At 54.1% G+C, this 13,029-nt stretch carries 9 protein-coding genes and 1 pseudogene; 1 reads left to right on the forward strand and 9 read right to left on the reverse strand.

All coding sequences use genetic code 11. From position 1 onward, the window contains the following. The 4 genes and pseudogenes from DWX59_RS06610 to DWX59_RS06625 form a co-directional block, all read right to left on the reverse strand. Positions 1 to 1,901, reverse strand: a pseudogene (locus DWX59_RS06610) (alpha-galactosidase); the annotation flags it as partial. 21 nt (positions 1,902 to 1,922) lie between these two features. After that, on the reverse strand, positions 1,923 to 2,756 hold the full coding sequence (locus tag DWX59_RS06615) for a carbohydrate ABC transporter permease (protein ID WP_117557399.1): 834 nt from the start codon (positions 2,754 to 2,756) through the stop codon (positions 1,923 to 1,925). A gap of 23 nt (positions 2,757 to 2,779) precedes the next feature. Beyond that, positions 2,780 to 3,661, reverse strand: a complete 882-nt coding sequence (locus tag DWX59_RS06620) for a carbohydrate ABC transporter permease (RefSeq protein ID WP_117557401.1) — start codon at positions 3,659 to 3,661, stop codon at positions 2,780 to 2,782. 57 nt (positions 3,662 to 3,718) lie between these two features. After that, complete coding sequence (locus tag DWX59_RS06625; RefSeq protein ID WP_117557403.1) at positions 3,719 to 5,020, reverse strand: ABC transporter substrate-binding protein; 1,302 nt, start codon at positions 5,018 to 5,020, stop codon at positions 3,719 to 3,721. A gap of 267 nt (positions 5,021 to 5,287) precedes the next feature. Between DWX59_RS06625 and DWX59_RS06630 the strand changes: the two genes are divergently transcribed. After that, positions 5,288 to 6,154, forward strand: a complete 867-nt coding sequence (locus DWX59_RS06630) for an AraC family transcriptional regulator (protein WP_117557405.1) — start codon at positions 5,288 to 5,290, stop codon at positions 6,152 to 6,154. A gap of 108 nt (positions 6,155 to 6,262) precedes the next feature. Here DWX59_RS06630 and DWX59_RS06635 read toward each other — a convergent pair whose 3' ends face one another. From DWX59_RS06635 to DWX59_RS06655, 5 genes are all read right to left on the reverse strand, one after another. Continuing rightward, positions 6,263 to 7,006, reverse strand: a complete 744-nt coding sequence (locus DWX59_RS06635; protein WP_117557407.1) for an HAD family hydrolase — start codon at positions 7,004 to 7,006, stop codon at positions 6,263 to 6,265. A gap of 8 nt (positions 7,007 to 7,014) precedes the next feature. Further along, positions 7,015 to 9,783, reverse strand: a complete 2,769-nt coding sequence (locus DWX59_RS06640; protein ID WP_117557409.1) for a translation factor GTPase family protein — start codon at positions 9,781 to 9,783, stop codon at positions 7,015 to 7,017. A gap of 197 nt (positions 9,784 to 9,980) precedes the next feature. Beyond that, complete coding sequence (locus tag DWX59_RS06645; protein ID WP_165641066.1) at positions 9,981 to 10,736, reverse strand: FCD domain-containing protein; 756 nt, start codon at positions 10,734 to 10,736, stop codon at positions 9,981 to 9,983. Positions 10,737 to 10,927: 191 nt separating this feature from the next. Then, the gene (locus DWX59_RS06650) at positions 10,928 to 11,842 is read right to left on the reverse strand and encodes a DMT family transporter (RefSeq protein ID WP_117557413.1); all 915 of its coding nucleotides are present in this window, start codon (positions 11,840 to 11,842) and stop codon (positions 10,928 to 10,930) included. Continuing rightward, positions 11,839 to 13,014, reverse strand: coding sequence for a MalY/PatB family protein (locus DWX59_RS06655; protein WP_117557415.1), 1,176 nt, complete (start codon positions 13,012 to 13,014; stop codon positions 11,839 to 11,841). Before DWX59_RS06655 ends, DWX59_RS06650 begins: the two co-directional genes overlap by 4 nt. Positions 13,015 to 13,029 lie beyond the last annotated feature (15 nt).

Here is a 13,029-nt window from a genome sequence, read left to right on the forward strand (position 1 = left end):
ACGCCGCGGGTTTCCATGGAAACCCGCCTTCCGGTCTGATGGTTGGGACATGCGGATACATGGGAACCAACGGATGATACGGGAAAACCAAAGGACGTGCCGTACTGGATGCGGATGCGGTCAATGGCATCCGTGTTGTCACTGCACCATATCTGGGGCGTGTAGTAGAGCATGCCTGCGTCAAACCGTCCGCCGCCGCCGCTGCATCCTTCAATCAGCATATCCGGATACCGCTTTGTAAGGCGTTCCAGGAAATCATATAATCCCAGCACGTAGTGATACATGATTTTTCCCGGATTCATGGTACTTTTGGCCTGAATGTCCCCCCCATCCTGTGTATTCCCGCATCTGCGCAGTTTTCCTCTGTCCCGTTCCTGCACCGCCGAGTACACATCCGCAATGCTGCGGTTCATATCCCATTTCACATATTCAATATTGGCGCTGTCAAATACCCGGCAGATGCTGTCAAACACATAATCCACCACTTCCTTCCTGGAGAAATCCAGTACCAGCTGGCTCCGGCTCATGACCGGCTTCCTTCCGGGAATGGTAAATGCCCAGTCCGGATGGGCCCGGTATAAATCGCTGTCCAGGGACACCATCTCCGGTTCAATCCAGATCCCGAACTTCAGGCCCAGGCCGTTAACCCGCTCCACCAGGGACCTCAGCGTACCTCCCAGCTTTCCTTCATTGACAGACCAGTCCCCAAGTCCCGACCTGTCGCTGTCCCGTCTGCCAAACCAGCCGTCATCCAGCACCAGCATCTCCACTCCCAGTTCCCCGGCCAGTCTGGCTGTCTCATATATGGTTTCCCCTGTAAAGTCAAAATAAGCTGCTTCCCAGCTGTTAACCAGCACCGGTCTGGGGGCCAGTTTGTATTTTCCCCTGCACAGATTGCGGCGGATGGCTTTGTGGAAATGCCGTGACAGGGCGGACAGTCCGCTGCCGCTGTAGCTCATGATGACTTCCGGCCCAAAGAAGGTATCTCCCGGGTCCAATCCATAGGAGAACATCTCATCCTGAAGTCCCATCAGCATCCTGGTCTGGCCGAACTGGTCCTTTTCCACCTCTGCCTTGAACGCGCCGCTGTAGACAAATGACATGCCGTAACATTTCCCCGCATCCTCCGTTGCATCCTTTTCAGCCAGTATCACAAAGGGGCTGTACTGGTGGCTGGAGGTTCCCCGCCTGCTTCCAATCACATGGGCGCCGTGGGATACCTCTGTCCGCTGCCAGTTCCGCTCCATGGCATGCCTGCCGTAAAACTGTATCCAGTCATAGTCCCCATAAAGGAAATCCAGGCAGGCGCTCTGCACCTTTTCAAGCGCCAGGGGACCATTTCCCGTATTCTCAATCTTTACTGCCCTGGTTATGATATCCCAGACCGGAAATACCCCGTATAATAAAGTCACCACAAGCCCGCCGGCCCTGTCCTCAAGGGTGATTTCCAATGTTTCGCAATCCATGTCCCGGCCGCTGTCTATAGCCTGCCCGGCCGTATCCCTGCCCGTGCCGCCGTTTTCCGCCTGATACATGGCCGGAAGTCCCGGCAGGCTGTATTTCCCCTGCTTTATGACGTGGCTGCAGTAGCGCAGGTCACAGCTCATGGAACCGTCCGCCTGTCTCACCTGTAACGCCGTGCTCCTGTAATCCCCGGTTCCAAGGACCGGATATTCCTGCGGAAGGGCGTCCAGGGAATAGGTCCTGTCCTCACCGGCCTCATAGGGATTTCCTGAAAACCCCCGGTCCGCATAGGTAAGGAGGTATTCCATGGACCCCTCTGAGCGGTCCCCGTAATAAAGATGCAGCAGGTACCCAAACCGGTCCACCTTCATCTGGTAGGTCGATTGGATGGTATGTATGGTAAATAGCCGTTGTTCTTCCTGATATAGGATTGCCATTGTCTGTCTCCTTTTATATGTCTATTTTCCGCCTGTCATGGCAATGCCCTCAATAAACTGCTTCTGGAACACCAGGTACAGGATGACCATAGGTATCATGGCCAACATGGAACCTGCCATAAGGACCGGATAGTTGGTGGTGAACTGGCCCCTTAGGGTAGAAAGGCCGGCCGACAGCGTCATCATGTTGATATCCGTGTTGGCAATCAGAGGCCACATCAGGTCTGCATAGGCAAACACTGCGGTGAAAATGGTCAGGGCTGCCATGGATGCCTTGGTGAGGGGCATCATTACCTTTGTAAAGGTCTGCCATTTGGTGCATCCGTCCAGGTAGGCGGCTTCGCCCAGTTCATCGGGAATCCCCATGTAAGCCTGGCGCAGGAAAAAGGTCCCGAAGGCGCTGACCAGTCCAGGGAATACCAGTGCAAATATGCTGTTGGTCAGCCCCATTTTCGCCAGCATCTGGTACTGGGGAATGATGAATATCTGGGACGGCAGCATCATCTGCATGATGACCAGTGAGAACAGCAGGTTCTTTCCCCTGAACTTAAGCTTGGCAAATGCAAATCCGGCCGCGGATGAGAATGCCACTGCGCAGATTACCCTGAAAAGGATCAGAAGGACGGTGTTGGTATACAGTTTTATGAAAGGGAGTGCGATTAATGCCTTCTCGTAATTGTCTGCAAGCCATTCCTTTGGCAGGATCGTGGGCGGTATCTGCACGCTTTCACCGGCTGATTTAAAGCTGGTAAGAAGCATCCACAAAAAGGGGAATATCATCAGCACGGCCCCTGCCCCCAGCATGGCATAGACGAGTATGGTATTAATCCTGCGGCTTTCTTGGTATGATTTCATGGAATCTCCTCCTTATTTATCTCCTAAACCTCATAGTTAACCCATTTTTTCTGTCCCCAGAACTGCAGGGCCGTAATAATGCCGATTAATGCCACGGTCCAGATCACGATGGCCGAAGCATATCCCCGGTTCCCTGCCACAAAGGATTCCCGGTAGAACAGATACATCAGGGACTGGGCGCTGGTCAGGGCGGGATTGGTCTGGTCCACCATCATGTAAATCAGGTCGTAGACCTTGATGGAGGCCATCAGCCGCATGATTAATACCACAAACAAGGTGGGGCTTACCATTGGCAGGGTAATCTTGAAAAACTGCTGTATCTTTGTGGCCCCGTCCAGGCTGGCCGCCTCATAATAGCTCTTGGAAATGTTCTGGATTCCGGACAGGAGCAGGATGGCATCATACCCCACGGCGCTCCATATGGCTACCACGGCGCAGGCAGGCAGCACCAGTCCAGGCGTGGTAAGCCAGCTCACCTTTGTTCCGATGATCTGGTTGATGATGCCGTACTCCGCATTGAAAATCCATTTCCACACCATTGCGATGGCTGCCGGGGCAACTACCATGGGCAGGAAATAGATGGCCCGGAAGGCGGATTTCCCCTTAATCTTTGCATTCAGCAGCACGGCTGCCAGCAGGGACAGGAACACGCCAATAGGCACGGTCAGGATGCAGAAATAGATGGAGTTCCATGTTGCTTTCCAGAATTCCTTACTTGCAAACATCTGCTCATAATTCTGGATTCCCGTGACTTCATAAATCCCAAAGGGGTGGGTGGTTGAAAAGCTCAGCACCAGTGTCTGGATGAATGGATATACATTTAATACAATCAGTCCTATGATGGTGGGCGCAACCAGCAGGTAGCCCCATTTTGCGTCATCTGTCAAAATATGTTTCTTTCCCATATCTTCCTCCATTTTTAGAGAGTTTCCATAATCAGCGTCAGGGTATGTCCCCTTCCATTACGGCGCCTTTGCCTCATCTACCAGCTTCTGCATGGCCGCAAGCCCCTCATCCAGGTCTACCTCGCCGCTGTATATCTTAAGCAGGGCATCATTGATCTGCGTCTTCCAGTTGGGTCTTGATGCATTGTTCACGCTCTGTACCCCATAGGGGAACATATCCACGCATTTCTGTACGTCCAGCTTGTAATCAAACTGGCTGAAGGCCTGTACCCAGGTGTGTTCCAGCCCTTCATAGGCCGGGATGGCTGCCCCTGACAGCCCCTGGGCCCTCTGCCCCTCCTCAGAACCGGCGAATTTCAGGAAATCCTTTGCATGTTCCAGCTTCTTCCCCTTTGCCCCGGTGGCATAACACAGGCCGTTGGAAATGGTTGCCCTGCCGTCCCCGTTTAAAGGGTCCGGGCATTTGGGCAGCACCGCCACATCCCATTTTCCTTCCATGTCCTTATTATTCTCCATCATGGACATCAGGTTCCAGTTGCCTTCCAGGTACATGGCGCCCTGCCCGGATATGAAGGCGGTTCCGGGATTGGTTTCTGCAAAATACTTCTGGTCCGGGCACCATGGTTCTTTCTGTAAATGAATGTAAAACTCCATTCCTTTCCTTGTGGCCGGGTCCATGAAACCTGCTTTTGTCTTATCCTCATTCAGGATATGGCCGCCTGCCTGGTACACAAAATTCCAGTACCCCAGCTGCTCATCCGCATATGCCATGAAGCCGTATTTCCCTGTTTTATCATAAATCGCCGCGGACGCCTCTGTCAGGTCGTCCCATGTCCAGGAATCATCCGGATAGGCAAGGCCGGCATTGTCAAACATTTCCCTGTTATATACAAGGCACACCGTATCCTTGTCCTTTGGCACCCCGTAGATGCGTCCGTCCGACCCCTTTGCATTGTTCAGGGATATTTCTGAAAAATGTTTTGTGTAGTAATCCGGGTCCTCCTGATCATAAAGGTCTGTCACATCCGCCAGCTTTCCATAGTCAGCATATTTAAGGATCTGGTTGGTATGCATCCAGAATATATCCGGCAGCTGGTTGGATTCAGCCGCAGCATCCAATTTGGTCCAGTATTCATCCCAGCTGGTCACCTGGACGTCAATCACCACATCCGGATTCCGGTCCATGTAGGCTTTGGCCACGGACTCCATTCCGTTCCTCTGGGCCGTATCCCATATCTGGAAAGACAGCTTCACCTTCCCGTCCCCTGTTTCTCCTACCCTCTGGCACCCTGTGACCATGGCTGCGGCCAACAGTGAGGCTGCTCCGAATGCAAGACACCATTTTAACGTTTTGTGCATAGTGTTCCCCCTCTTATACCTGCGTTTTTCAATTTAAATAAACCATTTTGTTGCCTTTATTTCCCTGTTTCTTTCTGTTAATCTTATGATATCACGTTGTTTTCTCAGGGTAAATGTTCTGTTAATGCCACTTATATACCCAAATGCTATTTTTGTGTTTATAGGTTGATATAGGGAAGCATTTGGGTATATAATGAAATATAAGCAATATGGATCCAGGCTGTTTCCGGCATGACAGGCTGGTAATGATACCAAAGGAGGAGTCCCATGAGCAATGTCCTGTTTTCCATTTTCCCCAATGAACGTTTTGTGGACCTGGGTTTATACCAATATGGCTGGGAGCAGTGTGAACCCCTGCATTCCTATGGCCCTTATGCGCGCAACCACTATCTGTTCCACTATGTGATATCAGGGGCCGGGACCCTGATGTCCACGGATTCCAAAGGCATGACCAATACCTATCACATCAAAAGCGGGGAAGGGTTCCTTATCCACCCAAAGCAGGTTAACACCTACAGCGCGGACAAGGACCATCCCTGGGAATACACATGGCTGGAGTTTGACGGACTCAGGGTGAAAGAGGCCCTGGAGCTGGCCGGGCTTACCATGGACAATCCGGTCTACCACTCCAATGCAAGGGATTTAAGCCTGGAACTAAAGAACGAGATGCTCTACATCGCCAACCATTCAGACCAGTCGCCCTTCCACTTAATCGGGCACCTGTACCTGTTCCTGGACTATCTCACCCGCTCCTCCTCATCCAGGAGAATGATGCGCGGCGGGAAGCTTCAGGATTTTTATATCCGTGAAGCCACATCCTTTATAGAGCAGAATTTCCAGAATGATATTTCTGTGGAGGACATCGCTGCCTTCTGTAATCTGAACAGAAGCTATTTCGGCAAGATATTCCGTGACGCAGTGGGCAAAAGCCCCCAGGAATTCTTAATCAGCTACCGCATGACCAAGGCCGCGGAACTGCTGAAGCTGACAGAGCTGACCATAAAGGACATAGGCAATGCCGTGGGTTATCCCAGCCAGCTTCATTTTTCCAGGGCCTTTAAGAAAACCTACGGCATATCCCCAAGGGAATGGCGTTCGGAGAATAAGATTGCATCCGCGGCAGGGAAGGGGTAGATGGGGGGATAGCCATGTATGGGATTTTGGGATGTATGACAAAAGGACCGCTGCCTTTTGATAAGCAGCGGTCCCATTGCATTATGGATTCATTTATCATAACAACATCTAATCCTTAAGGATACCCCTTACAATCCCAGCCAGCTCCTCCGCCCCCGCGGCCGTGAAATCAGGGGTAATCCCGCTGCCTGCGCCAAGACGGCTGTCCGGATAGTCATCACGGCCAGGGACCGCATGATGCCTGCGGTTAAACCAGACCGCCTTCCAGCCTGCCCTCTTGGCCCCGGCAACGTCATTGGCAAATGAATCCCCGATATAGTATATGTGCCCAGCATCCAGGCCCAGGGCTTCCTGCACCTTCCTAAATACGCGGATATCCGGTTTTGCCGCCCCGATTTCAGCCGAGATGAACACATGGCTCTCCTCTATCCACTGTCCCAGTCCCAACACGCGGATTTTATCCCGCTGGTGTACGGAGGGGCCATTGGTCAAAAGCCCCAGAAGGGCGCCTTCTGCCTGAGCCGCTGACAGGATTCCCGCCATGCCGGGGAGAAGTTTAATCCTTTCCTGGTACGTCCCGTATGCGTGCTGGAGCCGGAGCGCGTCCCGGGGGGCCAGATGTAGTCCAAGGTCGGCAAATGCATGGACCAGCCGGTAAACATACATATCCTCCATTGCCATCCGGCCGGATTCGGACTGGTTGAAAACAAGCTCGCTGTAGTACCTGCTGCGTACAAACAGGCGTTCATAATCCGCCCTGAAATCCGTTCCCAGCACCTGACCGCAGGCCAGCCGGAAAGGCTCCAGCTGGTCATATAAGGTGTCGTCCACATCAAATAATATGGCTGTCATATCCCGTATCACTCCTTCAGCCGTCCAAGCTCCTTTGCCGCCTCCTCAGGCAGCATGTCAATCAGGCTGTTCCGCTTCAGCTGGGGCTTGTCCAGGTATTCTTCCCGCAGCATGACCTTTACCCGTTCCAGGTCTTCCCATAGTTCCCTTGCAGATACCAGGCGGCAGCCCTGGCCGCGGATGATAATCTGTTCCAGCCCATCGGAGGTGGCCACGGAAACATCATAACGGCGGGCATTTTCATGTGCAAACTTCTCAATATACTGGTCGGCTGTTTCCGCCTCTTTTGTGTATACCACATGGATGTTATGGTAATCCAGGATTTCGGTTGCATGTCCCTTCACCCGGTATGCGTCAAATACCACAATCAGGCTGCACTTTTTCACGGCCTGGTAATTGCACAGCAGGTCCATAAGCCGTCCCCTGGCGCCCTCCATATTATCCTTTGCCAGGACGTTCAGTTCCTCCCACGCATAGATGATGTTGTAGCCGTCCACCAGGAGATATTCTTCCTGAGGCGCCTGTTTTGCCGCCCCATGGTAGGTGCGTGTCTCCGGGGGATTAAAGCTTCTGCGGCTGCCGCCCTTTCCCGGTATCCCGGTTTTCTGGCGTGCCTTATCCCGGCTGTTGGCATAAAAAGTCCGGTTTAATATGGCGTCTATTTCTTCTGTCCCCAGCCATATTTCCTCCTTGAGGGAGCCTTCCGGCATGGTCTTGGCAGGTCCGTCCTCCTGATTCGGCCCCTGTTCCAGCCGTTCCTTTAAAATACCGCTGTCCACATGCATATACTCCTTCACATGGTCCCAGCCAACCACAAAACCCGCGCCGTGGGCACAGAACACAGACCCCGTCGGATTATCCGTGTCCCGCTCCGGGTCATATCCAATGCGTTCCATGACCGCTTCCGTATCATGGCATGGTTCATACCCTTTCATGGTACATGTAAGCTTTCCGCATCCTTTTGTATAGGCGGTCACTTCTGTCTGGTAATCTCCCATGGCTGCCACAGGCGCGCTTCCTGTGAGCACTGCCATCCCTGATGAACTTTGGGCAATGGAGCACGTGCCGGACCGTTTTTCTATATCCGTCATGGCCCGTCCAATGGAGGTGTCCGGGATTTCCAGCCGGAATTCATACCATGGCTCCAGCAGGATGCTGTCTGCTTCCATCAGCCCCTGCCTCAGCGCCCGGTAGGTTGCCTGGCGGAAATCCCCGCCCTCCGTATGCTTTATGTGGGCCCGGCCCGCCACCAGTGTAATCCGCATATCGGTAATGGGCGAGCCGGTCAGGACGCCTTTATGGACTTTTTCCTCCAGATGGGTGAGTACCAGGCGCTGCCAGCTGCGGTCCAGCACATCCTCGCTGCACCGGGCGGCAAACTGAAGCCCGCTTCCCCTTTCCCCTGGTTCCAGCAGCAGATGGACCTCGGCATAATGACGCAGGGGTTCAAAATGCCCCACGCCTTCCACAGACCCGGCGATAGTCTCTTTATAGACTATATTGCCTGTCCCAAATTCCACCTCGACCCCAAACCGCTCCGCTATCAGGCTTTTTAATACCTCAATCTGCACCTCGCCCATGAGCTGGAGCTGGATTTCACCCAGGTGTCCGTCCCACACCACATTCAGCTGCGGGTCCTCCTCCTCCAGTTCCTTAAGTTTCGGCAGCATCACGGCCCTGTCATAGCCCGGCGGCAGTTTTACCTCATAGGTAAGGACCGGTTCAAGCACAGGCTCCATGGAAGCCGCCTCCGCCCCAAGCCCCTGGCCCGGAAAGGTCCGCGTCAGGCCGGTTACCGCACAGATACTTCCAGGCCCGGCCTCTGCAACAGCCTCATACTTTTCCCCGGAATAAATGCGGATCTGATTTACCTTTTCCTCCCAGCAGGCCCCGTCCTGGCTCCCGGCCCCGGACGGGGCAGGCCCTCCGGCCTTGTTACCGGAAACATCCGTCCTGCCTGTCCCTGGCCCAGTGAGCACGGACTTCACCTTCAGGCATCCTCCGGTTATCTTCATATGGGTCAGGCGGTTCCCCTGGTCGTCCCTGGATATCTTGAATATCTTTGCCCCGAAGGTTTGCGGATACTCCGGGACCGTTCCATATCGTATGATACCTCCCAGCAGTTCCTCCACGCCCTCAAGCTTTAAGGCAGAGCCAAAGCAGCAGGGAAACAGCCTGCGCCCGCAGACCAGCCGCCGGATTGTCTCCTCCGCCACCTCCCCGGTCTCCAGGAAATGTTCCAGCGCCGCCTCATCGCACATGGCCACCTGCTCCATGAAATCCTGTGTTCCTGTTTGGGAAAAATCCACACAGGAATCATCCAGCCTGGTCCTGATTTCACTTAACAGAGCATCGCGGTCCGTTCCGGCCTGGTCCATCTTATTAATAAACAGGAATGTGGGAATCCTGTACTTTGCAAGCAGACGCCACAAGGTCACGGTGTGGCCCTGAATCCCGTCGCTGCCGCTGATGACCAGGACAGCATAATCCAGTACCTGAAGGGTCCGCTCCATCTCAGCTGAAAAATCCACATGGCCCGGCGTGTCTAACAGGGTGACGGGAATCCCCTCCCACGTCAGCCTTGCCTGCTTGGAAAATATGGTAATCCCCCTGGCCCGCTCCAGGGCATAGGTATCCAGAAATGCGTCCCGGTTGTCCACCCTCCCAAGCCTGCGGATGCTTCCCGCAAGATATAAAAGCGCCTCGGACAGCGTGGTTTTCCCCGCATCCACATGGGCCAATATTCCTAGTACAAGGGGTGTTGGCTGATTACACATACACTGTTCTCTCCGGCAGGACGCCGTCAATCCTTTCACTGCCCGGAGCAATCTGCTTCCGGCCAAAGTAATGGACTGCCGTGGCAGTCCTTTCATCTTCCTCTATTAGGCATTATGGGTTATTGTAACCGAAATGTTTGATTCTTCCTATAGTTTAGCTTATTTTTTTATGGGGCGCAATGATTTTGTGGGAATTTTCATATCCCGGAGCTGTCCGCCTGGCTTTCTTCGTAGGCGTCAATGGCGTCAATAATGTTCCGGATATGCTGCTTCATAAGCCGGCGGGCCTTCTCCTCGTCGTGTTCGGCAATGGCTTTGTAAATGTTCCAGTGGTCACTGGGCTTTTCCACTGAGGAAGCGTTGATGATACACTCAATCTCCGGTGAGAAATCCCGGTCCGTCCGGACCATCCGCACCACCATCTCCAGCACGGAATTCCCTGAAGCCCTGGCTATTTCCACATGGAACGGCCCATCTGTAGCAGCCATGCTCCGGCCCTCATCCGTCAGCCGGACCATCCTGGCCACCACCTCATGGATTGCCCGGATGTTCTCTTCCGTGGCGTTTCTTGCAGCCAGGGCCGCTGCCTCCGGCTCAATGATTTCCCGGGTGACCAGCACATTGCGCAGCTGCCTTCCGCTCCCGTCCCGCAGCACTTCCATCACGTCTGCTACGGCCTTGACCTGCTTTTGTCCGGCTGCCAGCTCCTTCATCCGGTCAGAGCCCTTTTTTGTCATAACACGGCCCCGGGAACGTCCGTTGTACCGTTCACAGCACAAATAGCCCTTTTGCTCCAGCCGCCGCAAATGCCTGCCAATGGTAGCCTCGCTAAGCGCCAGGTCCTTCCGGTTGGCAAAGGTTTCAGCAAGAAAGCCGGCGCCCACGGGCTCCCGGCATTCTGACACTGCCTTTAGCAGCAAATATTCCACATCCTCCGCATAGTAATTGCCCATCTGTATCCTCTCTTTGCAAAATATAATATTCCCTGTCATATCAGACATCGCTGACACAGCAGGAAACGTCCCCCCACCGGCTGCTGGTATTGCTGATATTATACAATAATCCGCCAGATTAGTCCACTGGATTTTCCGGATCCCCCCACCCCCACCACCCCCACCACGGATTCCCATCAGCTGGCAGCCATTCAGGCAGCGCGGTGTTTCTTATAAAACAGATTCTGGTTGGACGCGTTCAGGTACAGGCCTGAGAACACCACTGCCATACACAATACCTGATTGAAGGTGACGTGTTCCCCCAGGATAAGGGCCGCCGTAAGGATTGTGATGGGGCTGATGCCATTGAGGAATGCAGCCGACGCCGACGCGCCGATCTGCCGGATGGAGCATTGCTGGAGCAGATACCCCAGCCCGGAGCACAGTACGCCCAGATACAGCAGGGAAAGGATGCCCCGTATGCTGATATGGGGACCTGGTCCCCCTTCCAGGACCAGGGCCATGGGCAGCGTAGCAGCAAAGGCAATCAGCATCAGCCAAAAGACCGCGCACTCCGGAGGCGTTTTCTTAAGCCGTCTGCTTAGAATCGTGTATGCTGCCAGACATGACGCGGAGCCCAGTTCTGCCAGATCCCCTCTATTAAAATGAATGGAAAAAACCGCGCTTATATCCCCGTTGGTAATCAGGGCAGCCACCCCGGCAAAGGCCAGCACAATCCCCAGGCATCTGCCCTGCCTCACGGTTTCTTTGAGGAATATACCGGCCAAGACCGTTGTAATGATAGGTCCCAGGGCATAGAGGATTGCAACATTGGCAAGGGCCGTATTCTGCACGGCATAATAGTACAGATAATTGCAGCCCACCACGCCCACCAGGGACAGGACAGCCAGCAGTCCCCCTTCTCCGGGAGCCGGGCGCAATCCCCTGTTCCGGCGCAGGGCAGCGGGAAAAAGCACCATTACGGCAATCCCGCTGCGCAGGCACAGCACCCACAAAGGAGAAAGCTCCGCCACCGCATAAGTGGATGGGACTCCCATGGACCCCCAGAACACCATGACCAGAAGAATGGGCAGGTATTTCACTGCGGCGCCAGCCCGCCCGTTCATACCAGACGCTCCAGGGCCAGACGGAGCCGTGAAACAAACTGCTCCAGGTTTTCCCGCTGTGTGGCCACATTAATCCGCATGAACTGCTCCCCGCCTGGTCCAAAGGTATCTCCTGCGTTCAATGCCGCCCCCACCTGGTTGGCCATGAAATCCTTCAATGCCGCGCTGTCCATTCCCAGCGCCCCCATGTCCAGCAGCGGTATATAGGTTGCCTGCGGGCGCACCAGACGCACCTGGGGTGCCTGTTCACGCAGGGCGCGGTCCAGATAATCCAGGTTCCCCTCAAGGTAGGACAAGAGGTCCCGGTACCACGGCTCCCCATATTCATAAGCAGCCTGGGCAGCGGCCAGGCCGCAGGTATTGGGGTTGGCCGCGTGAAGGCCATAACGCAGCAGATACTGGTAATCCTCCCGCAGCTGACGGTTGGGAATGGCAACGACAGACATCTCCAGCCCGGCTATATTGAAGGTCTTGCTGGGCGCCATGGCTACAATGGAGTGTTCCCTGCTCCACGGTGATAAGCTGGCAAACACAATATGCTTATTAGGGGCATAGACAATATCGCTGTGAATCTCATCGGAAAATACCAGGAGATCGTGCTTCCTGCAGATTCCCTCCACCTGTTCCAACTCCTCCCTGGTCCAAACCCGGCCCGAGGGATTGTGGGGACTGCAAAACACCAGCATCCTGGCCCGCTTCGCCTTTTCCTCCAGATCCTTAAGATGGATGGAAAACTTCCCGTCCTCATATTGAAGCTGGCTGTTGAGCACCTTCCGCCCCAGGGCCTCGATTGTACTCCTGAAAGGAAAGTACACCGGAGGCTGAATCAGGATTTCATCGCCTTCCTTTGTAAAAGCCAGAATCGCTGCGGAAAGCGCTGTCAGCACTCCGGGGGTGTGGCACAGCCACCCTGTCTCCACTGTCCATCCATGGTGTTTTTCCTGCCATGCGGCAAAAGCGTCATAATATGCCGCAGGAACCACATTGTAACCATACACCGGATGCGAGATCCGCCGCGCGATTGCCTGTGTCACCTCATCGGGGACAGGAAAGTCCATATCGGCAATCCACAGCGGCAGCAGGTCATCCCTTCCAAAGGAAGCTGCCATGCCGTCATATTTTGTGCAAAAAGTATTTTTTCTCTGAATCGGTTGATTAAAATCCACTCTCATACGTTTTTCCTTCTT

The sequence above is a fragment of the Enterocloster aldenensis genome (assembly GCF_003434055.1).
In the GTDB taxonomy this organism is placed as follows: domain Bacteria; phylum Bacillota; class Clostridia; order Lachnospirales; family Lachnospiraceae; genus Enterocloster; species Enterocloster aldenensis.

What these genes read in the sequence shown, in the direction of transcription:
- DWX59_RS06615 (WP_117557399.1), bottom strand. Translation starts at nt 2,756, where the DNA reads ATGAAATCATACCAAGAAAGCCGCAGGATTAATACCATACTCGTCTAT.
- DWX59_RS06620 (WP_117557401.1), bottom strand. Translation starts at nt 3,661, where the DNA reads ATGGGAAAGAAACATATTTTGACAGATGACGCAAAATGGGGCTACCTG.
- DWX59_RS06625 (WP_117557403.1), bottom strand. Translation starts at nt 5,020, where the DNA reads ATGCACAAAACGTTAAAATGGTGTCTTGCATTCGGAGCAGCCTCACTG.
- DWX59_RS06630 (WP_117557405.1), top strand. Translation starts at nt 5,288, where the DNA reads ATGAGCAATGTCCTGTTTTCCATTTTCCCCAATGAACGTTTTGTGGAC.
- DWX59_RS06635 (WP_117557407.1), bottom strand. Translation starts at nt 7,006, where the DNA reads ATGACAGCCATATTATTTGATGTGGACGACACCTTATATGACCAGCTG.
- DWX59_RS06640 (WP_117557409.1), bottom strand. Translation starts at nt 9,783, where the DNA reads ATGTGTAATCAGCCAACACCCCTTGTACTAGGAATATTGGCCCATGTG.
- DWX59_RS06645 (WP_165641066.1), bottom strand. Translation starts at nt 10,736, where the DNA reads ATGGGCAATTACTATGCGGAGGATGTGGAATATTTGCTGCTAAAGGCA.
- DWX59_RS06650 (WP_117557413.1), bottom strand. Translation starts at nt 11,842, where the DNA reads ATGAACGGGCGGGCTGGCGCCGCAGTGAAATACCTGCCCATTCTTCTG.
- DWX59_RS06655 (WP_117557415.1), bottom strand. Translation starts at nt 13,014, where the DNA reads ATGAGAGTGGATTTTAATCAACCGATTCAGAGAAAAAATACTTTTTGC.